Annotated in this window: 14 protein-coding genes and 1 pseudogene; 8 read left to right on the forward strand and 7 right to left on the reverse strand. The window is 63.1% G+C overall.

Annotated elements, in window-relative coordinates; all coding sequences use genetic code 11:
* Positions 1–45: 45 nt before the first annotated feature.
* Complete coding sequence (locus NKJ11_RS08640) at positions 46–318, reverse strand: usg protein (RefSeq protein WP_109664371.1); 273 nt, start codon at positions 316–318, stop codon at positions 46–48.
* Between the two features lie 314 nt (positions 319–632).
* Here NKJ11_RS08640 and acs point away from each other — a divergent pair, with 314 nt between their 5' ends.
* Together acs and NKJ11_RS08650 are read left to right on the forward strand one after the other, a co-directional pair.
* Entirely contained in the window at positions 633–2,588 is a 1,956-nt protein-coding gene (gene acs, locus NKJ11_RS08645; protein WP_352793067.1) for an acetate--CoA ligase, read from the forward strand.
* 2 nt (positions 2,589–2,590) lie between these two features.
* Positions 2,591–3,334 (forward strand): MOSC domain-containing protein, encoded by a 744-nt coding sequence (locus tag NKJ11_RS08650; RefSeq protein ID WP_352793068.1) that lies wholly within the window; start codon positions 2,591–2,593, stop codon positions 3,332–3,334.
* A 1-nt stretch (position 3,335) separates the two neighbouring features.
* On the opposite strand, the gene NKJ11_RS08655 is transcribed toward NKJ11_RS08650, so the two are convergent.
* The 3 genes and pseudogenes from NKJ11_RS08655 to NKJ11_RS08665 form a co-directional block, all read right to left on the reverse strand.
* Positions 3,336–4,604 carry a class I SAM-dependent methyltransferase gene (locus NKJ11_RS08655; RefSeq protein ID WP_352793069.1) on the reverse strand — a complete coding sequence of 423 codons (1,269 nt, stop codon included), beginning with the start codon at positions 4,602–4,604 and terminating at the stop codon, positions 3,336–3,338.
* 385 nt (positions 4,605–4,989) lie between these two features.
* A pseudogene (locus NKJ11_RS08660) lies at positions 4,990–6,463 on the reverse strand (TadE/TadG family type IV pilus assembly protein).
* Positions 6,464–6,810: 347 nt separating this feature from the next.
* Positions 6,811–7,680 carry a transglutaminase-like domain-containing protein gene (locus NKJ11_RS08665; RefSeq protein WP_023811738.1) on the reverse strand — a complete coding sequence of 290 codons (870 nt, stop codon included), beginning with the start codon at positions 7,678–7,680 and terminating at the stop codon, positions 6,811–6,813.
* Positions 7,681–7,848: 168 nt separating this feature from the next.
* Between NKJ11_RS08665 and NKJ11_RS08670 the strand changes: the two genes are divergently transcribed.
* Positions 7,849–8,514 carry an HAD-IA family hydrolase gene (locus NKJ11_RS08670; protein ID WP_023811737.1) on the forward strand — a complete coding sequence of 222 codons (666 nt, stop codon included), beginning with the start codon at positions 7,849–7,851 and terminating at the stop codon, positions 8,512–8,514.
* An 8-nt stretch (positions 8,515–8,522) separates the two neighbouring features.
* On the opposite strand, the gene NKJ11_RS08675 is transcribed toward NKJ11_RS08670, so the two are convergent.
* Positions 8,523–8,744: a DUF1674 domain-containing protein gene (locus NKJ11_RS08675; RefSeq protein WP_352793070.1), complete on the reverse strand. Its 222-nt coding sequence runs from the start codon at positions 8,742–8,744 to the stop codon at positions 8,523–8,525.
* A 137-nt stretch (positions 8,745–8,881) separates the two neighbouring features.
* Here NKJ11_RS08675 and htpX point away from each other — a divergent pair, with 137 nt between their 5' ends.
* The 4 genes from htpX to purH all read left to right on the forward strand — a co-directional run bounded on the left by htpX (position 8,882) and on the right by purH (position 15,132).
* Positions 8,882–9,901 carry a zinc metalloprotease HtpX gene (gene htpX, locus NKJ11_RS08680; protein WP_352793071.1) on the forward strand — a complete coding sequence of 340 codons (1,020 nt, stop codon included), beginning with the start codon at positions 8,882–8,884 and terminating at the stop codon, positions 9,899–9,901.
* Complete coding sequence (locus NKJ11_RS08685) at positions 9,859–11,289, forward strand: RsmB/NOP family class I SAM-dependent RNA methyltransferase (RefSeq protein WP_352555473.1); 1,431 nt, start codon at positions 9,859–9,861, stop codon at positions 11,287–11,289. The genes htpX and NKJ11_RS08685 overlap by 43 nt, the downstream gene beginning before the upstream one ends.
* Positions 11,290–11,437: 148 nt before the next feature.
* Positions 11,438–13,162 (forward strand): heparinase II/III family protein, encoded by a 1,725-nt coding sequence (locus NKJ11_RS08690; protein WP_352793072.1) that lies wholly within the window; start codon positions 11,438–11,440, stop codon positions 13,160–13,162.
* A 353-nt stretch (positions 13,163–13,515) separates the two neighbouring features.
* A complete protein-coding gene (gene purH, locus NKJ11_RS08695) occupies positions 13,516–15,132 on the forward strand; it encodes a bifunctional phosphoribosylaminoimidazolecarboxamide formyltransferase/IMP cyclohydrolase (RefSeq protein WP_352793073.1) in 1,617 nt (538 codons plus the stop codon).
* Positions 15,133–15,650: 518 nt separating this feature from the next.
* On the opposite strand, the gene NKJ11_RS08700 is transcribed toward purH, so the two are convergent.
* Positions 15,651–17,027, reverse strand: a complete 1,377-nt coding sequence (locus NKJ11_RS08700; RefSeq protein WP_352793074.1) for an MFS transporter — start codon at positions 17,025–17,027, stop codon at positions 15,651–15,653.
* A 354-nt stretch (positions 17,028–17,381) separates the two neighbouring features.
* Here NKJ11_RS08700 and NKJ11_RS08705 point away from each other — a divergent pair, with 354 nt between their 5' ends.
* Complete coding sequence (locus tag NKJ11_RS08705) at positions 17,382–19,526, forward strand: TonB-dependent siderophore receptor (protein WP_352793075.1); 2,145 nt, start codon at positions 17,382–17,384, stop codon at positions 19,524–19,526.
* 84 nt (positions 19,527–19,610) lie between these two features.
* On the opposite strand, the gene NKJ11_RS08710 is transcribed toward NKJ11_RS08705, so the two are convergent.
* Positions 19,611–24,401 carry an NAD-glutamate dehydrogenase gene (locus NKJ11_RS08710; RefSeq protein WP_352613025.1) on the reverse strand — a complete coding sequence of 1,597 codons (4,791 nt, stop codon included), beginning with the start codon at positions 24,399–24,401 and terminating at the stop codon, positions 19,611–19,613.
* Positions 24,402–24,513: the final 112 nt, after the last annotated feature.

Consider the following 24,513-nt stretch of genomic DNA (forward strand, 5'->3'; position numbering starts at 1 on the left):
AGCTGCCAATCTCCCCCCTTGCGGGGGAGATCGGTTGTACCGCGTTCAGTGCAGCACGAACTCACCATCCACCTTGCGCCATTCATTCGGCGCGATCAGCTTCTGGTGGGTGTAGCTGATCGAATGCAGCGGCCCGTCCAGCTTGGCCTTCCAGAACTCGATGAACTTGATCAGTACCGGAAATTGTGGCGCCAGATCGTAGTCCTGCCAGATGAAGCTCTGCAACAGATGCGGATGATCGGGAAAGTGATAGAGAATCTTGGCCGTGGTCAGGCCATAGCCTTTGAGCATCAGGTCCATTTCGGAATGGTCGCGCATGGCAGTCCCCCTTGGGCGGTCCTGGTTGAGTCTCCTTTCCTCCCAATGTCAGAGTGTGCGCGCCGTTGCTTAACTGTCTATTGATTTTTCCTGATCGAAAACGGGTTTTCCGCGCGAAAACATGCAGTTAGCAGCGACGCTGATCGAGTGCTGACAGCGGCGGGAAAAACACCTGCGGCATCCCGCCGCGCGAATCCAACGTCTAATGTTGCCGTAACGGCGGAACTGGTAATAATGCCGCCGAATTCGCGGCCGTGCCGCTGCGATCCCGCCGACATTTCAAGCCGGCGATTGGTTCGGGAGGAAAGTCAGGAATGTCCGAGGTTCATGTCCATCGCGTCCAGCCGGCGTGGAAGAAAAACGCGCTGATCGACAATGACACCTACCTGAAATGGTATGCCGACAGCGTCAAGAACCCGGACAAATTCTGGGGCAAGCACGGCAAGCGCATCGACTGGTTCAAGCCCTACAGCAAGGTCAAGAACACCTCCTTCGACGGCAAGGTCTCGATCAAATGGTTCGAGGACGGACTGACCAATGTCTCCTACAACTGCATCGACCGGCACCTGAAGAAGCGCGGCGACCAGACCGCCATCATCTGGGAAGGCGACAATCCCTACGACGACAAGAAGGTCACCTACAACGAGCTCTACGAGCATGTCTGCCGGCTCGCCAATGTGATGAAGAAGCACGGCGTCAAGAAAGGCGACCGCGTCACCATCTACATGCCGATGATTCCGGAAGCGGCCTATGCGATGCTGGCCTGCACGCGCATCGGCGCCGTCCATTCGATCGTCTTCGGCGGTTTCTCGCCGGATGCGCTGGCCGGCCGCATCGACGACTGCAAGTCGACCTTCGTCATCACATCAGATGAAGGCCTGCGCGGCGGCAAGCCGATCCCTTTGAAGGAAAACACCGACAAGGCGATCGAGATCGCCGCGAAAGCCGGAACGAAAGTCGAAAAGGTGGTGGTCGTGCGCCGCACCGGCGGCAAGACCGGCTGGGTTCCCGGCCGCGACGTCTGGTACCACGACGAGATCGCGACGGTGAAAGCCGAATGCAAGCCCGAGAAGATGAAGGCCGAGGACCCGCTGTTCATCCTTTACACATCGGGCTCGACCGGCAAGCCGAAGGGCGTGCTGCACACCACCGCCGGCTATCTCGTCTACGTCTCGATGACGCACCAATATGTCTTCGACTACCATGACGGCGACATCTACTGGTGCACCGCCGATGTTGGCTGGGTCACCGGCCACAGCTACATCGTCTATGGCCCGCTCGCCAACGGCGCCACCACGCTGATGTTCGAAGGCGTGCCGAACTATCCGTCGCAGTCGCGCTTCTGGGAAGTCATCGACAAGCACAAGGTCAACATCTTCTACACCGCGCCGACGGCCCTGCGCGCGCTGATGGGCGCCGGCGATGCGCATGTCACCAAGACGTCGCGCAAGTCGCTGCGCGTGCTGGGTTCGGTCGGCGAGCCTATCAATCCGGAAGCCTGGGAGTGGTATTTCAACATCGTCGGCAACGGCAAGGTTCCGATCGTCGACACATGGTGGCAGACCGAGACCGGCGGCATCCTGATCACGCCGCTGCCCGGCGCCACCGACCTCAAGGCGGGTTCGGCGACACGGCCCTTCTTCGGCGTCAAGCCGCAGCTGGTCGACGGCGAGGGCAAGGTGCTGGAAGGTGCCGCCGACGGCAATCTGTGCATCACCGATTCCTGGCCCGGCCAGATGCGCACCGTCTATGGCGATCATGATCGTTTCATCCAGACCTATTTCTCGACCTACAAGGGCAAGTACTTCACCGGCGACGGCTGCCGCCGCGACGCCGATGGCTATTACTGGATCACCGGCCGCGTCGACGACGTCATCAACGTCTCCGGCCATCGTATGGGCACGGCCGAGGTCGAATCCGCACTGGTCAGCCACGACAAGGTTTCGGAAGCCGCCGTCGTCGGCTATCCGCACGACATCAAGGGCCAGGGCATCTACTGCTACGTCACGCTGATGGCCGGCGAGCAGCCGAGCGAGGATCTGCGCAAGGAGCTGATCGCCCATGTCCGCAAGGAGATCGGGGCCATCGCTTCGCCCGACAAGCTCCAGTTCGCGCCCGGCCTGCCGAAGACGCGCTCCGGCAAGATCATGCGCCGCATCCTGCGCAAGATTGCCGAGGACGATTTTTCAGCGCTCGGCGATACCTCGACGCTCGCGGATCCGGCCGTCGTCGATGATTTGGTCGCCAACCGGCAAAACAAGAAGAGCTGATAATGCAGGCCGCGCTCGGCACTGTCAGTGAACTCTGGCGCTATCCGGCGAGTTCGCTTGCCGGCGAGCGTCGGGAAACAATCTCGGTCGATATCGAGAGCATCGAGGGCGACCGCATGTTCGGCCTCGTCGACGCGTCCGACAATGAGATCGCGCGACCGGACCGCGACCCGAAATGGCACAAGGTGCCGCGCATCCGCACCCGGCTGTCGCCGACCCTGGAACTCGAGATTGCCGTTCCCGGGGACAACTGGCTGGCTGCGCCAAGTATCGAGAGCGACCGCGCGGTGTCGGCCTATCTCGGCTTCGAGGCCTCGATCCGGCCGTTTCGCCGCGAGAATGCCGCACCCAGCTATTCCGGCCCGCTGACCGCGGAGCGCTACCGCAAGGCGCCCATCCATCTGTTGACCACCGCCTCGCTGGCACGGCTCAAAGCGTTGCATCCGGAAGGGGTCGCCGACCCACGCCGCTTCCGCCCCAACATCGTCGTCGACATGACGGCAATCGAAGGGTCGTTTCCGGAAACGGAATGGATCGGCCGCAAGCTTGCCATCGGCGATCTCCTGCTGACTGTCTCCGAACCCTGCCGCCGCTGCGGTTTCACCATCGTCGCCCAGGATGGCTTCGACCATGATCCGGCGATCCTGCGCAACCTGGTCCGCCACAACGCCCACAATCTCGGCGTCTACTGCACGATCGACCGGCCGGCGCGCGTCGAAGTCGGCGACGCGATGCGCTTCGTGTAAGCTATCGATACAGATCTGCCCGCGTCGGCGGCAGGCCGCTTGGGCCGCGCGCGCGCTTGGTGACGACGGTCTGGAAAATCTGTGCCGAGGCACGTTCGAAGGTGATCGAACAGCCGGTCAGGTAGAGCAGCCATAGCCGCGCCCTGGCCTCGCCCACCTCGGCGGTAGCCTCGTCGAAACGCGCGTGCAGGCGCTCGGCCCACAGGCGACAGGTGCGGGCGTAATGCTCGCGCAGATTCTCGACGTCGTAGACCAGGAAGCCGTGCGCCTCGAGATTGCCTGTTGTCATGCCGATCGTGTCGAGTTCGCCGCCGGGGAAAATGTATTTGATCAGCGCCTTGAACTCCGGCCCCTTGCGCAGGGTCTTCTTCATGTCGCCCTTGCTGCGCCTGGTGATGGCGTGATGCAGATAGATGCCGCCGGGCTTCAGCAGGCGGTGGACAGTTGAGAAATAGGTCGCGTGGTTGGCGAGCCCGAGATGCTCGAACATGCCGATCGACGAGATCTTGTCGAACGAGCCGGTGAGTTCGGCATAGGATTTGATCTCGATGGTGATGCGGTCCTCCAGACCCTCGGCGCGGATGCGTTCACGGGCAAGATTGGTCTGGGCCTGCGACAGCGAGACACCGTGGCCGATGACGCCATAGTTCTTCGCGGCATGGATGAGCATCGCTCCCCAGCCACAGCCGATGTCGAGCAGTCGTTCGCCAGGCTTCAGCCGGAGCTTGCGGCAGATATGGTCGAGCTTGTCGATCTGCGCTTGATCGATGCTGTTGGCGAAATCCTTGAAGTAGCCGCAACTGTAGACCATGCGCTCGTCAAGGAAGAGCCGGTAGAAGGCGTTCGAAATGTCATAGTGATGCTGGATCGCCTCCTGGCTCGAACCGCTGACATAGGGGTTGCGCCCCGACAGATCGGTCCGCGCCGTCATCTGCCTGCGTGCCAAAAGCACGGAAGGCAGGTCGCGCAGGATCGCCATTTTCGGCAGCGATTTGAGCTTGGTTCTGAGCTTGCCTTGCGACGGCAGGGCGTAGAAGTCGAAAAACGTCCCGTCTTCGATATCGATCGTCTTGGAAATCCACATTTCGATCAGCGTCGACAGGGATGGTCGCTTCACCACCTGCCAGACGATGTCCTGGTCGTTGATGGTGAGCACTGGACCCGTGGCGGGGCCGATCCGCTCCCCGGTCCACAGCCTGACGGCAAAGCCCGGTTTCAGCGTCTCGACAACCGTCCGCACGATCCGCGCCGCTCTCTCGGCTGCCTCCATGCATCCCTCCCACAGGGGCCGACCCGGATTGCCGGCTCGGCTCTATGCCATGATCTTGCCTGCCCGGCCGACAGCCCGCAACCCAGTGTCGTGCCAAAAGCACCTTCCCACTTTTTCAAACCTGCGCCTTGTCTTTTGCTGCAACGCACCCCATCATGAGTATGTGTTCAACAAATCGAAAGGAGGTGATCCGATGTCGAGTGATTTCGTTTTCCAGAACGTGGCCTCAGCGGATTGCACTTTCGGGAAGCAGTCTTCCCGTTAAGGCGCGAAATGCGCGGCGGGTGACCTCATAGGTCATCGCCATAGGGCCGCGCCACGGACGGAAACACGGAAGGCCGCCGGCTTCGAAAGAAGCGGCGGCCTTTTCCGTTTGCGGACTAGACTACTGGGTCAATGCGACCTTTTCGGTGTTGCGGATGATTTCCTGAAAGGCGTCGTCCAATTCGGCTCCGGTGGACACGTCGAAGAAATGCCTCTTGGCGGCGGAGGCGTCCTTCGATGAACAGTCCTTCAGCACCGCCTTTGCCTGGTCCCGCTCGGTTGCCGACATGTCCTTGTTGTTCAGATCGAAGCCGATGGTGAAAATCTCGATGCCGTCATTTTTCATGTTGCCGCACAGCGTTCCGGCGTTGCCGCGCGCAAGGTTGCCCTGGCTGTTGTAGCTGTCCCCAGCACCGGCGAAGGCGGTATTGAATTGGCCATCGGTCATCAGGATCGCGACCTTGGCGATCTTCTTCGGATCGGCGTCCGAGGCGCCTTTGCCGAGACCGGCATTTCTGATCGCAGTGCGCCATTGCGGCGACAGCATATAGTAGGTCCACTGAATGGCGATCGCGCCGGCCGTGTAGCCATCGGCCTGGAAGTCCTCGATCGATTCAAGCAATGCATCGGAATCGGCGGTCAGCGGGATCACTTCCGCATCAGGGCACCTGTTCATGTCCCCGCCGAGATGATCGTCCCGATTGACCAGGGCATAATATTTCTTGCCTTCCTTGTCGGTGCGAACCGTGTCTGGGCCGTCGGCGCTCATATCCGCGTTGCCGTTCTTGTCCTTGCGCTCCGTGGCGCAGTTGTCGGGATGTGGCATCGCCGCGCCGACGATGGAGATGTACTCGCTGAAGGAGGGCAGCAGATTTTTGCCCGTCTTGGCGACGAGAAGCGGACTGCCGGCGACGGGTGGCAGTTCAGAGCTCCCTTGCTTCTCGGCATAGACGTTTTCCGCCAGCTTGCCGGCGTTCACACCTGATGCGTAAGGCACAATCGCGACGCGGATGCGGGGGTTCTTCGGATCCTGGTTCTGCAGCATCGTCCGGACGGCATTTTGCAGCAGCTTTCAGATCGCCGATTTTGTCGACCTTGCCGCGCTTCCTCATCGACCCGGTCACATCGAGCATCATCGCCACTTCGATGGTCTTGTCCGAATAGAGCGCCGTCGTGGAGGCGGCGACGCGTTTCATGTCGCCCGTGCCAAAAATCGGGAAATACAGCCCGACATCGACATGGGCGTCGGCCTGGACCGTCTTGGCAGTCCTGTTGACGATCAGCTTGTCGAGTACGATCTGGTCGGCCTGCAGAATGCCTGCCTGGCTGTTGGCGTCGAGAAAGGCCTGCACCGATTTGTTGGCATCGGCTTCCTTGATGACACCGGTCGTCAGGTCGCGTGCCGTCGACGTGACCGCGGCGTCGACCACGCCCTGAAGGCTCGTTTTCGCATTGTAGAGCTGCGATACGTTGACTGAAAAGCCCACGGCCAGCGCCAAGACCGAGGCGCTAAGGCCGAACAGGACTGCGAAATTTCCACCGCGATCCCTGGCGAACCCGCCAACCGCGTGAACAAGACCCCCGTAATTTCGCATCCTACAGCCTCCACTCGCCTCGGCCTCGTCGCCGCGGAAAGGGCAATGCAGGATTCCCGCCGGATGACGCCCTAGCTGGGCGGAGAGCTGGCTTTCCAGTAGCAAGTCGCTGTTTTTGTTAAACTTTGGAACCAACAAAGGTGAACGGCTGGTAAACGGGAACGCACCATGGCGCTGGCGTTTACCAGCCGCTTACCATGATCTGGCCCGAGGCACCGCGACGCCGTCGACGGCGTCCTGTTGCGGCACAAGCTCACTGTGCCGAAGCGGACCATGTGTCCCGAAAGTTGCGGCCCGGAGAAAACCTCCTGACCACCCTGGAGCAGTTGCAACGGTAGGCCTCGCGACTACGCCAGCATCTGTGCGCTGACGGTCCTGTCGATGCCGTGGTAGGGCGGGTTGAACAGATTGCCTTCCTGTTCGTAGGTCCACACCTTGAACAGGCTGAGCCGGTGGGGGCCGAAACTGTGCAGCAGCGGCACGTCGGTGGCGTCGCGGCCGCGGGCGATGACGATACGGCCGGTTCTCGGCGTGTTGTGGCGAGGATCGAACGTGTACCATTTGCCGTCGAGGAACACTTCCAGCCACGCCGAGAAGTCCATCGGCGCCGGATCGGCTGGCACGCCGATATCGCCGAGATAGCCGTTCACGTAGCGTGCCGGAATGTTCATGCAGCGGCAAAGCGTGATCGCCAGATGGGCGAAGTCACGGCAGACCCCGACGCGCTCCTCATGCGCCTGCGCCGCGGTGCGGGTCGAGCGCGCATAGCCATAGCCGAACGACAGCCGGTTGTGGACATAATCGACGATCGCCTGCACGCGCGCCCAGCCGGACGGGATGTCGCCGAAGAGCTCCCAGGCCAGGCTGCTCAGATGATCCGTCTCGCAATAGCGGCTGCCCAGGAGATAACCGAGAACTTCGTCGGGCAGGTCCGCCACCGGCACTTCCCTGGCCAGCGTGTTGACCTCGTCCGTCTCGCCGCTGTCCTCGACGACCGCATCATACAGGATGCGAAAACCACCGGCGGGTGCTGTGAAGCGCCGGCAGGCATTGCCATGCAGGTCATGGTACAGCCTTGTCGGCACCGCGGGCGAGGTCAGCACCCGCGTCTGCCGCTTGATGTCGGCCTGCCTGTCCCGATGGATCTCGAGCACTGAAATCACCGGCGTGGCGGCTACGCATTCGATGGCGATTTCGTAGCCGAGCCGGATCAGCATCGTTGGTCCCCCTTCGATCGTTGTTGTGAGAAGCAGTCCTTCCCAAACGCCCGGAGGATACCGCGGTTCCCTGGGCCGATCGAAAAGCCCACCCCGTGTCTTCCCCTGCCGCGGTCGAGGGGTTAGGTTCGGCAACCCCACCAGCGCTCCCCGAACTCAAGGAAAATCATGTATTCAGGCAGAAACTTCGCGGCCTTCCTCTTCGACATGGACGGCACGCTCATCAATTCCATCGCCTCGGCGGAACGGGTGTGGAGCGATTGGGCACGCCGCCAGGGCCTCGACGTCGCCGCCTTCCTGCCGACGATCCATGGCGTGCGCGCGATCGAGACCATCACCGGCCTGGCGCTGCCGGGCGTCGATCCGGCACACGAGGCTGATCTGCTGCTGAAGGCCGAGGCGGCCGATCTCGATGGCATTCTCCAGATCGCCGGCGCCGTGGCATTTCTCGATTCGCTGCCGCCCGAACGCTGGGCGATCGTAACCTCCGCCCCACGTGAGCTGGCGCTGTTGCGCATGAAGGCCGCCGGCATCCCCGTGCCGGGCGTCATCGTCGCGGCGGAAGATGTCTCCCGCGGCAAGCCGGCGCCCGATTGCTTCCGGCTTGGCGCGGAACGACTCGGCGTCGACGCGCGCGATTGCCTCGTCTTCGAGGATGCTCCAGCTGGCATCGCGGCAGCCGAAGCGGCGGGCGCGGCGGTCATGGTCATCAGCGCCACGCACAAGCATCCCCTGCCAACGCAACATGCCGCGATCGCAGGCTATGACATGGTCGGCATCACGGTCGACGAGCGTGGCTGGATCGCGCTCGAGCCGCAGCGCAACGCTGCGTAGGGAGGCATCTAGAAGTCGCTGGTCAGGCCCTTTACTTCCCAGTCGCCGTAGCGCCCTGGCTCCTTGCCGCCGCGGCCGCCGATCTCCTTCGGCAGCGCGGCCTCCTTTTCGCGGTAGTCTTCCCGCCGCGCTGCGGCCTCGGCCAACGCACGGCGTGCGGCCGGCGCTAGCTCTCTTTGCGATGCCGCTTCGGCAGGAGCGGCGCCTGTTTTACTGATTTCGTCGGTCATGCGATAATCTCGGTAGATTGAGTCCAGTCAGCAGATTGAGTCCAGTCAATTGAAACAGGAACTGGCGTTTCCCATCATATAGCCATGAACCCACGACGATCGACCCCTTTTCGCTATCCCCCGGACAGGAGCAGACGATGAACACCATCCGCACCGCCATGCTTCTTGCCGCGATGACCGCGCTGTTCATGGGCGTCGGCTTTTTGATCGGCGGAACCGGCGGCATGATGATCGCGCTGCTGATCGCCGCCGGCACCAACCTGTTCAGCTACTGGAATGCCGACAAGATGGTGCTGTCGATGAACCGTGCCGTCGAGGTCGACGAAAGGAACGCGCCCGAATATTACGCCATCGTCCAGGCAATGGCCAAACAGGCCGGCCTGCCGATGCCGAAGACCTATCTGATCGACAACCCGCAGCCGAACGCCTTTGCCACCGGCCGCAATCCGCAGAATGCGGCGGTGGCTGCCTCCACCGGCCTGTTGCAGGCGCTGACGCCTGAAGAGGTCGCAGCGGTCATGGCGCACGAGCTCGCCCATGTGCAGCATCGCGACACGCTCACCATGACGATCGTCGCCACCTTTGCCGGCGCCATTTCAATGCTCGGCAATTTTGCCTTCTTTTTCAGCGGCAACCGCGACAACAACCCGTTCGGCTTTGTCGGCGTGCTGGTTGCGATGATCGTGGCTCCGTTTGCAGCGATGGTCGTGCAGATGGCGGTCAGCCGGACCCGCGAATACGAGGCCGACCGGCGTGGCGCCGAAATCTGTGGAGACCCGCTCTGGCTGGCATCGGCGCTTGACAAGATCGCCCGCGGCGCCGAACGCATCCGCAACCCCGATGCCGAGCGCAATCCCGCGACCGCGCATCTCTTCATCATCAATCCTCTTCACGGCGAGCGCATGGACAGCCTGTTCTCCACCCACCCCGCCACTGAGAACCGCATCGCAGCCTTGCAGGCGATGGCGCGCGACATGGCCGGCAGCGAAACCCGGGCTGCACCGCGCCAGGCCCCAACGTCACGCCAGGCGGACGAACCGCGGCCATCCGGCCCATGGGATCAGGCAGCGCGGCCCGAGCAGCCGGCAGAGCCCGCCAAGCCCAAATCCAACCCATGGGGTCGCAATCCGACCGGGCCCAAGGGCCGGTGGTCGTGAGCGTGGCGGACAGAGGGCCTCGACGCACGGTTTCAGGCGATCAGGAACACAGGGACGGCGGCGACTTCGTTGCCGGCCTCGCCGCCCGCAAGGCGGCGGCGCGCCTGCTTGCCGCCGTCATCGACGCCAGGACGCCGCTTGACGGGCTGACCGATCACGAGAATGGCCACCCGCAATACAAGGCGCTCGACTTGCGCGATCGCGGCCTGGTCCGCGCCATCCTGGTCACCGCGCTGCGCTATCGCATGACCATATCAGGGCTGCTGGCGAGGCGCCTGGAAAAACCGCTGCCGCCCAATGCCACCGCTTTGTCGCACATATTGCATGTGGCCGCAGCACAGATCCTGTTCCTCGATATTCCCGACAGCGCCGCCGTCGACATTGCGGTGACCCATGCCAAGTCCGATCCGCGCACGGTGCGCTTCTCCGGCCTCGTCAATGGCGTGCTGCGCACACTGGCACGGGCCAAGGAAACGGAACTGCCTGCCGCCCTTGCCGCCACCGACGAGGCGCCCAAATGGTTTTCCGACAGGCTGAAGACCACCTACGGCAACGAGAAGGCCAGACAGATCCTCGAAGCGCATCGCGTTGAGGCGCCGGTCGACTTCTCGGTCAAGGCCGATCCCGGACTCTGGGCCGAAAAACTCGGCGGCATCGTCCTGCAGACAGGCACGGTGCGTGTCGAGAATCTTGTCGGTCCTGTCACTGAATTGCCTGGCTTTGCCGAGGGCGCCTGGTGGGTCCAGGACGCCGCGGCCAGCCTGCCCGCCCGGCTGTTCGGCGATGTCACGGGATTGCGGGTTGCCGATCTCTGCGCCGCGCCCGGCGGCAAGACCGCGCAGCTGATCGTTGCCGGCGCGAAGGTCACCGCCGTCGACACGTCAAAAAACCGGCTCGTGCGGCTGACGCAGAATCTCGACCGTCTCGGCCTGTCGGCCGAAATCGTCCAGGCCGACCTGCTCAAATATGAGCCGGAAGAACTCTTCGACGCGATCCTCCTCGACGCGCCCTGCTCGTCGACCGGCACGGTGCGGCGGCATCCCGACGTGCCATGGACCAAGACTTCGGCCGATGTCGAAAAACTGGCCGACCTGCAACGCAGGCTGCTCGCCCGCGCCGTCACCCTGGTGAAGCCCGGCGGCACGATCGTCTTTTCCAACTGTTCGCTCGACCCGCTCGAGGGCGAGGATCTCTATCGCGCCTTTCTGGCCGGCACGCCTGAAGTCGCCAACGATCCGCTGCGGCAAGGCGAGATCGCCGGCATCGATCCGTTCCTGACGACGCAGCAAGGCACGCTGCGCACCACGCCCGCCGACCTGGAGCTCGGCGCGCCGGAACGCTCCGGCCTCGATGGTTTCTTCGCCGCTCGCATGCGGCGAGCCGGCTAGGAATTGAACTGCCCGGATTTACTGACTTTTTTGGGTAGGATCGGGGGCAAAACCAGGTGAACCGGCGTGGGCTCGTGGAATTCGCCTTCGCACGAATCGTGCAATCATGTAGACTCGGCGCCGGGGTAGAGGACGATCAGGAGGGGTTTTGGCACTTGCTGCCAGCAGCACGACGCGTCTGTGGACGCTTGTCGCGAAGGAGTTCTGGCGCAAAACGCGCCGGCGCCTGCGCGCCGGGCCTGTCTATCGCTGGCGATATTCCGGCCGCACGCCGGAACGTGTGCTGATCGCACCGCCGGACCTGCGCCTCGCCGACCCGCAGATCGCACTCGAGATCTATTACGGCCGCTATCCCCTGTCGGGGCACGTGGTCGAGACCGGCGGCAAGTCGCCTTTCCAGATCCACGTGCCCAATCACGGCTGGCAGAAGACGCTGCACGGCTTTCGCTGGCTGCGCCATATGCGCGCCGCCGGCACCGAGCTTGCCGCCGCCAATGCCCGCGCCCTGGTCTCCGACTGGATCACCATGCATGGCAGCCATATCTCCGGCATCGCCTGGGAGCCGGGCACGACGGCCAAGCGCATCATCGCCTGGTTGCAGCACTCCTCGGTCGTATTGCAGGGCGCCGAGTTCCCTTTCTACCGCGCCTTCCTGAAATCGGTTGCCATCCAGATCCGCTACCTCAGGTCGATGGCGCGCGAAATGCCCGACGGCAAGGACAGGCTGCGGGCCCGCATCGCGCTCGCCTTCGCTGCCTTGTCCCTGCCGGCACCGGCATCGGCCCTGCGGGGCGCGACCCGCAATCTTGCCGAGGAACTCGACCGCCAGATCCTCGCCGATGGCGGGCACATTTCGCGCAATCCGATGGTCGTCCTGGAAATCCTCGCCGACCTTCTGCCGCTGCGCCAGACTTATGCCAACCAGGCGGAAACGCCGCCGCAGGCGCTGATCGGCGCCATCGACCGCATGCTGCCGGCGCTGCGCTTCTTTCGCCATCAGGATGGCAGCCTCGCCCGCTTCAACGGCATGGGCGCCACCATCCACGACCGCATCGCCACCATTCTGCGCCACGACGACACCGCTGGCGCGCCGCTGCTGCATGCGCCGCATTCCGGCTATGAGCGCCTGTCGATGGGCGGCATCACGGTCATCGCCGACACCGGCCCGCCGCCGCCGGTCGATGTGTCCAACGCCGCACACGCCAGCTGCCTCGCCTTCGAACTGTCGTCCGGCCGCCAGCACTACATCGTCAATGCCGGCATTGACACCTATGGCGCGGCTGAATTCCGGCCGCTGGCGCGCGCCACCGCCGCGCACTCGACCGCCACCATCAACGACACCTCGTCGGCGCGCTTCAGCCATTCGTTGCGCGTCAACGACCTGCTCGGTTCGCCGCTGATCGGCGGCCCGCAGCATGTGCAGTGCAAGCGCACCGACCAGAAGGGCGTTCAGGGCTTCATCGCCCGCCATGACGGCTATGTCCCGCGCTTCGGCTTCCTGCATGAGCGCGAGCTGAAACTGTCGTCGAACGGCAATGTGCTGGCTGGCCGGGACCGCTTCCAGCGCCCCGGCAATACGGCGATCCGCAACAATGGGCGCGACTTCGTCACCGTCCGCTTCCACGTTCATCCCGACGTCAACCTTTTGCAGGACGAGCATGACCGCCTGGTGCTGGCCGCCGATCAGGCCGACTCCTGGGTGTTCACAGCAGCCGAAGTGGTGCCGGAGGTCGAGGAATCGATCTATTTCGCCGGCCTTGGCGGCCCGCGCCGCAGCCGCCAGATCGTGCTTGCCTTCAAGGCTTCGGAAATCGCCGAAATCCACTGGCAGCTGACCCGCACCAGCATCGCCGGCTACCCGGAAAACAACTGACCCTCCTGACAGGGCTTCGAACTCAGGTTAACAAAAGGCCTGACGACAACCAGTTCGGGGGCATCGGCAGCTTTTGTGCCGGCAGCTTTCCCACGATAGGAATTTTTTCTTGACTCCGTGCCCTCAGCTATGGTACATTTTTGCCTATGGTGGCGATTTGCGCCAGTGGCCCGCCGCATAGGCGGGTTTTTTCGTTGGTGCTCCGTCAGCCAACGCGCCTGCGAAGTCTCCGAAGAAACCCGTTAACCCCGGATTCGTTGCCTTGCCCCCACCTGACCGCCGGTTTGATTTCCGGGCGGCATGTGCTACGGGCGCGGGCATCCACCACACCAGTCGTGAAAGGCCGCCAGCCCATGGCCGTCGCCGCCAAGAACATTCCCGCACCAGACCTTGTTCCCGTGCGTCGCGCCCTGCTCTCCGTTTTCGACAAGACGGGCCTCATCGATTTCGCCAAAGCGCTGGCAGCGGCCGGTGTCGAACTGGTCTCGACCGGCGGCACGGCAAAGGCGATCACCGAGGCGGGCCTGGCGGTGCGCGACGTCTCTGAGCTCACCGGTTTCCCCGAGATCATGGACGGCCGCGTCAAGACCTTGCATCCCGGCGTGCATGGCGCGCTGCTTGGCGTGCGCGACGATCCGGAGCATTCCGCGGCAATGCGCAAATACGGCATCGAGCCGATCGATCTCGTCGTCTCCAATCTCTATCCGTTCGAGGAGGTTCGCCGCTCCGGCGCCGACTACGCGTCGATCGTCGAAAACATCGACATTGGCGGCCCGGCGATGATCCGCGCCTCGGCCAAGAACCACGCCTATGTCGCGATCGTCACCGATCCCGGCGATTACGCTTCGGTGCTGAATGCGCTGGAGATGAACATCGGCTCGCTGTCGCTGGATTTCCGCAAGAAGCTGGCGGCCAAGGCCTTTGCCCGCACCGCCAGCTATGACGCGGCGATCTCCGGCTGGTTCGCCGAGGCGCTCGAGATCGAACATCCGACATGGCGCGCCTTTGGCGGCAGGCTGGTCGAGGTGATGCGCTATGGCGAGAACCCGCATCAGAGCGCCGGCTTCTACGTCAACGGCGACAAGCGCCCGGGCGTCGCCACGGCGCGCCAGCTGCAGGGCAAGCAGCTATCCTACAACAACATTAACGACACCGACGCCGCCTTCGAATTGGTCGGCGAGTTCGACCCCGACCTTTCCGCCGCCGTCGCCATCATCAAGCACGCCAATCCGTGCGGCGTTGCCGAAGGCGCCTCGCTGAAAGCCGCCTACGCCAAGGCGCTGGCCTGCGACCCGGTCTCGGCCTTCGGCGGCATCATCGCCGTCAACCGCACCCTCGACGCCGAGGCGGCGGAAGAGATCGTAAAAACCTTCACCGAGGTGATTATCGCGCCCGGCGCGACCGATGAGGCAGCGGCAATCGTCGCGGGGAAGAAGAATTTGCGCCTGCTGGTCACCGGCGGCCTGCCGGACCCGCGCACGCCTGGCACGACGGTCAAATCCGTCGCCGGCGGCCTGCTCATCCAGGGCCGGGACAACGCCGTCGTCGATGACCTCGAGCTGAAAGTGGTGACGAAGCGCACGCCGACCCCGGCCGAAATGGCCGACCTCAAATTCGCCTTCCGCATCGCCAAGCACGTCAAGTCGAACGCCATCGTCTACGTTAGGGATGGCGCCACCGTCGGCATTGGCGCCGGCCAGATGAGCCGGGTCGATTCCTCACGCATCGCCGCCAGCAAGGCGCTCGACGCAGCCGAGGCCGCGGGCCTTGCCGAACCGCTGACCAAGGGCTCGGTCGTTGCCTCCGACGCCTTCTTCCCCTTCGCCGACGGGTTGCTGGCCGCGATCGCCGCCGGCGCCACCGCCGTCATCCAGCCGGGCGGCTCGATGAACGACAAGGAGGTCATCGCCGCTGCCGACGAACACGGCATCGCCATGGTGTTTACGGGGGTTAGGCATTTCCGGCACTGATTTGGGCGTGCCGTCAGGGCTCGCAACTCCACAGCAATTTAGGGAAGAGCCTCATTCAGCTTTGCGGCAATCCGCGAAACCTCCCGCCAATCTAGGAGATTTCCAATGCGGGTATCAACCGTCGAACTCGCGTCCGCAGTGCCCCCATCTTCTTCGTGATTCCAAAGGGCTCGCCGCCGACCACCTCCCATAAAATATTCCAATTTATGTTCGTTGAGGTCACGAAGGCGCTTAATATTCTTCGCGTGGGCGTTGAGTTCCACCGTAAGAACTGCGTCAAACGCATCGACTTGGACCGCCCATTCGGCATGTTCCAAGAGCTTAAATGCGGCAATCAGAAAACAGTGACGACTTACCTCAAACGCTCGTCGCCAGGTCCTAAAATCTTTTGAAGAGACCGATAGATCGACTAGAAATCGGTCGCATTCCGCAGCGAAGTGTACCGTACCCGACGCCCACGTACGCGTCCCTTCGAGGGCCATAAACCGTTGGCTTTCAACCTCCATATTTCGAACCACTCATTCCACCGGCCGGTCCGCCGGATAGGGCGTCTTGACCAGGATCGCCATGCCGATGCCCAGGAACAGCACGATCACCGCCATGCCGAGCCGCGCCGAGCCGCTGGCCAGGGTGACCGACGCGACCATGAACGGCGCCAGGAAACTGGTCGCCCGCCCGGCCAGCGCGTAAATGCCGAAATAGCGGCCGGATTCTGCCGCGGTGACGCTGCGCGCCATGTAGGACCGCGACGACGCCTGCACCGGCCCGAAAGCCACGCCGATCAACAGGCCGAAGAAGATGTAGGCTTTTTCCGCTGCCGTGCCGAACAGGCCGCCGCTGTCCGGTCCAGGCATCATCCAGAGGCCGAACAACGTATAGCCCGGCCCAGTCGAGACGATGCCGATCGTGGCGATGCTGAGCAGGACCAGCGAGATCATGACGATGGTTTTTGAGCCAAGCGCCGTGTCGAGACGGGCTGCGACCAGGCAGCCGAAGATGGCGACGACGTTGAGAATGATGCCGAAAATACCGATCTCCGTGATCGACCAGTGGAACATCGCAGCGGCGAAAGTGCCACCCAACGCCAGCAACGCGTTGACGCCGTCCTGATAGATCATGCGGGCGACCAGGAAGCGGAAGATACCGCTGCGCTTGCGCACCTCGCCCAATGTCACTTTCAGCTCCGCCAACCCCTCTCGGACAGCCGGACCGATCGGCAGGCCCTTGATGGCGTCGGGGGTGAAAAAGAACATCGGCAGGATGAACAGGAAGTACCAGCCGGCTGACAAAGGCCCGGTTGCGCGCGCGTCCTCGCCGAGCTTCGGGTCGAGCCCGAACAGCGGGTCGATGCCGATGATCGTCTTGCCGGTCTCCGGCGAACCGGCCAGGCAGGCGACGACGAAGATCAGCGCGATCATGCCGCCGAGATAGCCAAGGCCCCAGGCCATGTTGGAGATCCTGCCGATCTCGCTCTTCGGCACCAGGCGCGGCATCATCGAATCGTTGAACACGGTCGAAAACTCCGCCGCCACCGACGCCAGCGAAAAGAACAGCACGACCAGGAAAAGGTTCGAACCGGGGGCCGCGAACCAAAGCATGCAAAGGCAGGTGACCTTGACCGCGGCAAAGAATGCGATCCAAGGCTTGCGCGGTCCGGTCTGGTCGGCGATCGAGCCGAGGATGGGCGACAGCACTGCAATGACAAGGCCGGCCGCGGCAATGCCGTAGCCCCAGGCCGCTTGCCCGGTTTCCGGATCGCTCGCCATCCGCGACACGAAATAAGGCCCGAAGATGAAGGTGGTGACGACGGTGAAGAACGGCTGCGCCGCCCAGTCGAACAACATCCATCCCCAGATGCCGCGCCCGGACGCACGCTGCACTGTCTCTACCGTCATGATGATCCCCCCGGCACCGGTTCCGTGTCGGGCGCCATGTCTGCATGTTTCATGCGCTCATGCAATGAACGAAGCTTGGCGCCGTCCCTTGCCCCTGCCGGGGGTTCATTGTTCGAAAACCCAGCAATTGGCTTTCGTCCGCGGCGCGGGCCAAGCCCTTATTTTTTCTCGTGGGGGAAGTCGGCCCGAAGGTCCGGCACCGTCCTCCACCCCCTGCTTCGCAGCGATTGCCGCCGGCGCGAATTTCTTGATTATTAAGTTGACTCTTTTTGTCCAGTTTGACTAATTGCGCTCGCGCAGGGCCGGAAAGTCACCGGTCGAACGGCTCGATATTGGTCTGACAGGGAATAAGAGATGACGATTGGTCGACAGGCGTTGTTGCGCACTCAGGCAAGGCGATTGATTGCGAGCAGTGCCTTGATAGCGGCATCTTTTGGAGCGATGGGAGCCGGCCGGGCCCAGGAGGTTTCGCCGGACGATGCAACTCAACTGGAAACGATCGTCGTTACCGGCAAGTCGGACCGCGTTGTCGGGCCCGATCAAACGATCGTCGCCGAGGATACGGCGACCGGCACCAAGACCGATACGCCCATCGTCGACGTTCCCGCCTCGGTTTCAGTTGTAACCCAGAAGGAACTGGAGGCACGCCATGTCGAAAGCCTCCAGCAGGCCGTGGCCTACACATCCAGCGTCCTCACCGACGAGTTCGGCAACGATGACCGATACGACTATATTCGTATCCGCGGTTTCGACCAGACATCGCTCGGTACTTATCGCGATGGCCTCACGGCGCGCATCCCCGCTTGGTTCACGGCCAGCCGTCTCGAGCCTTACGGACTTCAGCGCGTGGAGGTCCTGAAGGGATCGACATCGACGCTTTTTGGTCTCAACGGCCCTGGCGGACTGGTCAATGCCATCACCAAGCGGCCGCTGGACCAGAAGCAGGGGGAGATTTACACGTCCTATGGCGACGGTACCAAGGAGGTTGGCGTTGATTTTGGCGGACCGATCGACCCCGATGGCGTGTGGACCTATCGGCTCACCGGGCTGGCCAAGGATGGCGATCAAGGATGGGACTATTCCAACGACGATCGGCTTTACATCGCGCCCGCGTTGACTATCAAGCCCGAGGAAGGAACGTCGCTCACCATCCTGACTGACTATTACAAGCGAGACGGGACAGGAGCACGCGGCACCCCGGCTGGCGGCAATATCGACGTCGGCACATTCCTGGGCGAGCCGGATTTCAACCGCTTCAACACGGAGCAGGTCGATATCGGCTACCAGTTCGAGCACGAGTTCAACGAGAACCTCACCTTCCGCTCCAATGCCCGCTACACGCATTTGAGCCTCGACTACGCCGAGGTCTACGGCGCGTCGCTTGACCCCACGGCGGATCGCACGGCATTTTCCGTCGATGGCGTGTCCAACCGCTATGCCTTCGACAATCAGTTGCAATACGATACGGGCTGGCACGGGATCGACAGCAAGACGCTTGTCGGCGTCGACTACGCCAATGACAACACCCGCGAAAACATCCTCTTCGGTACCGCCGGTCCCATCGACATCAACAATCCGACCTATTGCGGTCTGTCCTGCATCAATCTCGGCCCCTACGTGAACTGGCGGGTCAAGCAACAGGCGGTCGGTGTCTATGCCCAGGAGCAATTGACGTTTGACGACCGCTGGATCGTCACCCTGGGCGGGCGCTGGGACCGCGTGCATACGACGGCGGACTATCTCGACTCGGGAACGCAGGACGACGACACGGCATCCGCCTTCACCAAGCGCGCCGGCCTGACCTACAAATTCACCCCGAATCTCGCGGTCTACGCCAACTATTCGGAAAGCTTCCAGCCGCTCGTGGCGCCAAGCGCCAACGGATATGCGGTCTCGGGTTCGCTGAAGCCTCAAGAGGGCAAGCAGTATGAGGCAGGCATCAAGTACAAGCCCGACGGCTTCGACGGCCTGTTCACGGCCGCGGTCTTCGACCTTACCCAAACCAATGTTCCAACCTATGTCACGCCTGTTGTCCAGCAGCAGATCGGCAAGGTCGGCGTCCGCGGCATCGAACTCGAGGGCAAGGCTACCATCGCGGAAAACCTGAACCTGACGCTTGCCTATTCCTACTGGGATGCCGAGATCCTGGAAGACGGCATTGGCGGTAATGCCGGCAATCGGCCGCAGCGTGTTCCTCGCCACCTGGCGTCGGCCTGGGTTGATTATACGCTTCCCGAGGAAGGACGGCGTGGCGACCTGACCATCGGCGGTGGCGTGCGCTATATCGGGCAAACCTACGGGGATGACGCGAACACGACTTCGATTGGCGGCTACGCACTGGTGGATGCGGCGATCAGCTACAAGATGACCAAGGACGTGACGTTGGCCCTGAACGCAACGAACCTGTTCGACCGGAAGTATTTGACAACCAGCTATTACGGAACCGAATTTTACGGCGACCGGCTGAAAATCGTCGGCACGCTCAAACATTCCTGGTGAGCTTTTTGAACGCAGGTTTCGAAGCGGATGGCATTCGAAAAGAGCCACACGCATCCGGTGATGCGTGTGGTGATCGTCGGCGGTTCACATCCCCGTCAGATCGCTCATCAGCCCCGACGCCACCGACAGCCGCGACACGGTGATGTCGCCGCCCTCGGTCAGTGCCTGCAGCCGCTCGCGGATGCGCGCCACCCGCTCGCCGCCGGCGTCCAGCCAGGCAACCACCGGATCGGCCGTCTTGGCGTGGCCGGTGAGTGCCGCCACCGCGATGCCGCGCCGTGCCGCGCCGATCGTGTCGGTGGCGCGCGACAGCGCCAGTTGATCATAGTAGTCCGAAGGCGTGATCGAGCGTGCGGCGTCCTCGACACGCGGGATGCGGAAGGCATCGCTGACGGCGAAGAACGCCTTGGCCGCGGCGACGATATCGGCGCCGGCGGTGCGCGCCGTCAGCGCGATGTCGGGGATAAGTTCCGCCACCTCGCTGAGCGCCAGTTGCCCGGCCAGCCCTTCCGGCGCGCCGCTCTTGAACAGCCCGTGCCGCTTCTCCTCGATGCGCTCGCGCGAGAAAGCCGGCAGCAGTGAAACAAGCTTGGGTTCCAGCGCCTTGCGTGCGTCCTGCAGCGCGGCGATGCGCTGGCCAAGCGGTGCCGTGCCGGCATCGTTCTTCAGATACCAGCCGCTGGTCACGTAGATCAGCCGGCTAACCATCTGATAGAGATCGAGCTGCACCTGGCCGTCGATCTGGTTGTCGAGCGCGTCGATCTCGCGATAGAGCCCCGGCAGCGCAAAACCGTCGCGCACCACGGCGAAAGTGCGCACGACATCGGCGGCGGTGCGCCCCGTGGCTTCCTGCAGCCGGTTGACGAAGGATGGGCCGCCGCGATTGACCAGATCGTTGGCGACGACGCGCGTGATGATCTCGCGGCGCAGCCGGTGGCCATGGATCTCAGTGGCGTATTTCTTCGCCATCCGGTCCGGGAAGTAGCCCATCAGGTCGCGATCGAAATGCGCGTCATCAGGCACGTCGCTGGCGACGATGTCGGAAAACAGCACGATCTTGGCATAGGCGAGCAGCACGCCAAGTTCGGCCCTGGTCAGCGGTTCGCCACGTGCTTCGCGCTCGGCGAGCGCTGACGGCGACGGCAGCGTCTCCACAGCGCGGTCGAGCAGGCCACGCGCCTCCAGCGCCGTCATGAAACGGCTCTGATGCGCGATGTCGGCGAGGCCGCGCTTGCGGGCGATCGAAAGCGCCAGCGTCTGCTGGTAGTTGTTGGACAGCACCAGCGAGCCGACCTCGTCGGTCATCTCGGCCAGCAGCTTGTTGCGTGCCGGGCGCGTCAACGACCCCTTGCGCATGGCGGACGCCAGCGCGATCTTGATGTTGACCTCGACGTCGGAACAGTTGACGCCGCCCGAATTGTCGATGGCGTCGGAATTGCAGCGGCCGCCATTTAGGCCGAACTCGATGCGCGCCCGCTGCGTGACGCCGAGATTGGCGCCCTCGCCGATCACTTTGGCGCGCACGTCGAGCGCGGTGATGCGAATGGCATCGTTGGCGCGATCGCCGACTTCGGCATTGGTTTCGGTCGATGCCCGCAAATACGTGCCGATGCCGCCGAACCACAGGAGATCGACAGGGGCCTTGAGGATGGCGGTCATGATCTCGACCGGCGTGGCAATGGTCTTGGTCAGGCCGATCGCCGCCGCCGCCGCCGCCGGCAAGGTGATCGATTTCTGGTTGCGCGAGACGATGATGCCGCCTTCCGACAGTTTCGTCTTGTCATAGTCCTGCCAGCTCGAACGCGGCAGCGCGAACATGCGCTCGCGCTCGGCCATCGAGGCTGCCATATCGGGATCGGGGTCGATGAAGATGTCGCGATGGTCGAAGGCGGCGATCAGCCGGGTTTTCGGCGACAAAAGCATGCCGTTGCCGAACACGTCGCCCGACATGTCGCCGACCCCGACGACGGTGAAGGACGAGGTCTGGATATCGCGGTTGATCTCGCGGAAATGCCGCTTGACCGCTTCCCAGGCGCCCTTGGCGGTGATGCCCATCTTCTTGTGGTCGTAGCCGGCCGAGCCGCCGCTGGCGAAGGCGTCGTCGAGCCAGAAGCCGTGCTTCTCCGAGATCGCGTTGGCGGTGTCGGAGAAGGTCGCCGTGCCCTTGTCGGCGGCAACGACGAAATACGGATCGTCCGGGTCGCGTCTGATGACGCCGGCCGGCGGGATGACACCGTCGAGGCCGATATTGTCGGTGATCGACAGCAGGCTGGAGACGAAGTTCTTGTAGGCCGAGGTGCCGGCCGCAAAGATGGCGTCGCGGCCGGCGCTCATCGGCAGCTTCTTGGGATAGAAGCCGCCCTTGGCGCCGACCGGCACGATGACGGCATTCTTGACCTGCTGTGCCTTGACCAGGCCAAGCACCTCGGTGCGATAGTCCTGGGCGCGGTCCGACCAGCGCAGACCGCCGCGCGCCACCGGACCGAAGCGCAGATGCAGACCTTCGACCTCGGAACCGTAGACGAAGATCTCCCGCCACGGTCGCGGCGCCGGCAAGCCCTCGACCGCGTGCGAATCGAGCTTGATCGCCAGCGACTGGCCCTTTTCTTTCGTATCGGCAACGAAATGATTGGTGCGCAGCGAGGCTTCGATCAGATTGAGATAGCGCCGAATGATGGTGTCGTCGTCGATGTTGGGAACGTCTTCCAGCGCATCCTTGATCTTGGCCTTGAGGTGCTTTGCCGCCACCACGCCTTCTGTCTCGGCCGTTGGGCCAAGCCGGGCGATGAACAGCGCATGCAGGCCGCGCGCGATGTCGGGATAGCGGTTGAGCGCAGCGGCGATGAAATCCTGGCTTTGCGGAATGCCCACCTGTTGCAGATAGCGGCCATAGGCGCGCAGGATGGTGATCTCGCCAGACCACAGGCCGGCGGTCTGGGCGAGGCCGTTATAGCCGTCATTGTCGACGTCGCCGCGCCAGACGGAGAGGAATGCGTCCTCGAACAGCGCGCCGCCATCGGTCAGGTCGATCGGCTTGCCGTAGCTGTTCTCCAGTTCCATGTCATGAATGAAGACCAAGCTGGACTGGTCATCGCCGACCTCGAAGGTGCGTTCGCTGATGACGCGGAAGCCGATGTTTTCCAGCACCGGCACCCGGCGCGACAGCGCCACGGGACTGCCGTGGTGATAGATCTTCAGCGCCGCCTGGTGCGGCTTCTGCTCGGCGTGGCGATAATAGTCGATGGCGATCGGATTATCGGCGCTGATTTTGGCAATGCGCCGAGCATCGGCCAGCGCCACCGCCGCGCTAAACGAATCGCGGTAGCTTTCCGGCAGCCGCGCGGCGATCGCCTTCAAAGCCTGGTCGCCGCCACTGGCCTCGGCCGCATCGGAAAGGGCGTCCTCCCAGGTACGCACGATGTCGCGGATCGCCGCCTCAATCGTCGCTTGTTCGACCTTCGGCGTCTTGCCGCCGGAGCGGCCGATGATGAAGTGCACGCGCGCCAGCCCGCCCTCGGGGAAGGCCGGGTAATAGGCCGACAGCCGGCCTTCGAATACGGTTTTCAGATACGAGCCGATCTTCTCGCGCACGACGCTGTCGTAACGGTCGCGCGGCACGAAGACGAGGATCGAGACGAAACGGTCGAACTGGTCGGCGCGTACCAGCGCCCGCACGCGCGGCCGCTCGACCAGGCCAAGAATGGCTGCGGCGTGCTTCCTCAGCACCGGCACCGGCACCTGGAACAATTCGTCGCGCGGATAGCTTTCCAGAACATTGATCAGCGCCTTGCCGGAGTGATCGTGCCGGTCGAAGCCGGACTTGGCGATGATGGTTTCGGCCTTGGACCTGAGATACGGGATCTTCATCACCGAGCGCGTGTAGGCGGTCGAGGTGAACAGGCCGACGATGCGCAATTCGCCCGCGAGTGTGCCCTTGGCGGTGTAGGTCTTGACGCCGATATAGTCGAGATAGATGCGGCGGTGCACGGAAGACTTGGCATTGGCCTTGGTGACGATCAAGGGCTCCGGCCCATGCAGGAAGGCGCGGATCTCCGGCGTCGTCGTCACCGCTTCGGTGCCGCGCCTGAGCACCAGCACGTCGGGGTCGGACAGGATGCCGAGGCCAGGCTTTTCAGCGCGCTCCAGCGTGCCGCTTTCCTCGCCGCCGGTGTATTTGAACTCGCGCATGCCAAGGAAGGTGAAATTGTCGTCGCGCAGCCACTCCAGGAAGGCGAGGGCCTCGGCAACGCTCTTCTTGTCGAGCGGCACGGCCGTATAGCGGAATTCCGAGATCGCCTGATCGAGGCGGGCCAGCATCGGCCTCCAGTCGTGAACGGCGGCATGAACCTGGCCAAGGATCTTGCGAAGCCGCTCGCTCAATCCGCTCGCCTGCTCGGATGTCAGCCGCGGGATGTGGACATGGATGACGCTCAGCCGGTCGTGGCTGCCATCGTCCTTGGCGAAATTGCCGTCGCCGAGGATTTCTTCCACGCCGCCCTTGCCGTGGCGCACCACGATAACCGGATGAGTGACCAGGGTCGGTTCGCCCGATGTCTCGGTGATCTCGCCGAGGATGGAATCGAACAGGAACGGCATGTTGTCGTTGACGACTGTGACAACCGTCATCGGGCGGCCGTCTCGCACAACGCCCGAATCGGCATCGACGGCGACGACGCACTCGCCTTTCCTGTGAGTGGCGACTGCCTGGCCGGCGAGATCGGCGGCACGTTCCAGGTCGGCCACATCGTAGGGAGCAATGTCTTCAGCCGGCGCGCGGGCGAGCAGATAGTCCGCAAGCCTGGCTGGCATTTCCTCCGCTCTAATCGCTGCCGTGGCTTTTTTCTTCGGCTTGCTCGCGGATTTCACGCTGGCCATGACGCAATTCCCTCCCGTCAATGCTTTTACGACTATGGTAGCAGATGACCGCTGTTTGGCGACAAAGGTTTGACGGCTTGCCAAGAATTATCGGAATTTGGCGACAAGATGC

This window comes from Mesorhizobium sp. M0243 (genome assembly GCF_040321775.1).
Lineage (GTDB): Bacteria > Pseudomonadota > Alphaproteobacteria > Rhizobiales > Rhizobiaceae > Mesorhizobium.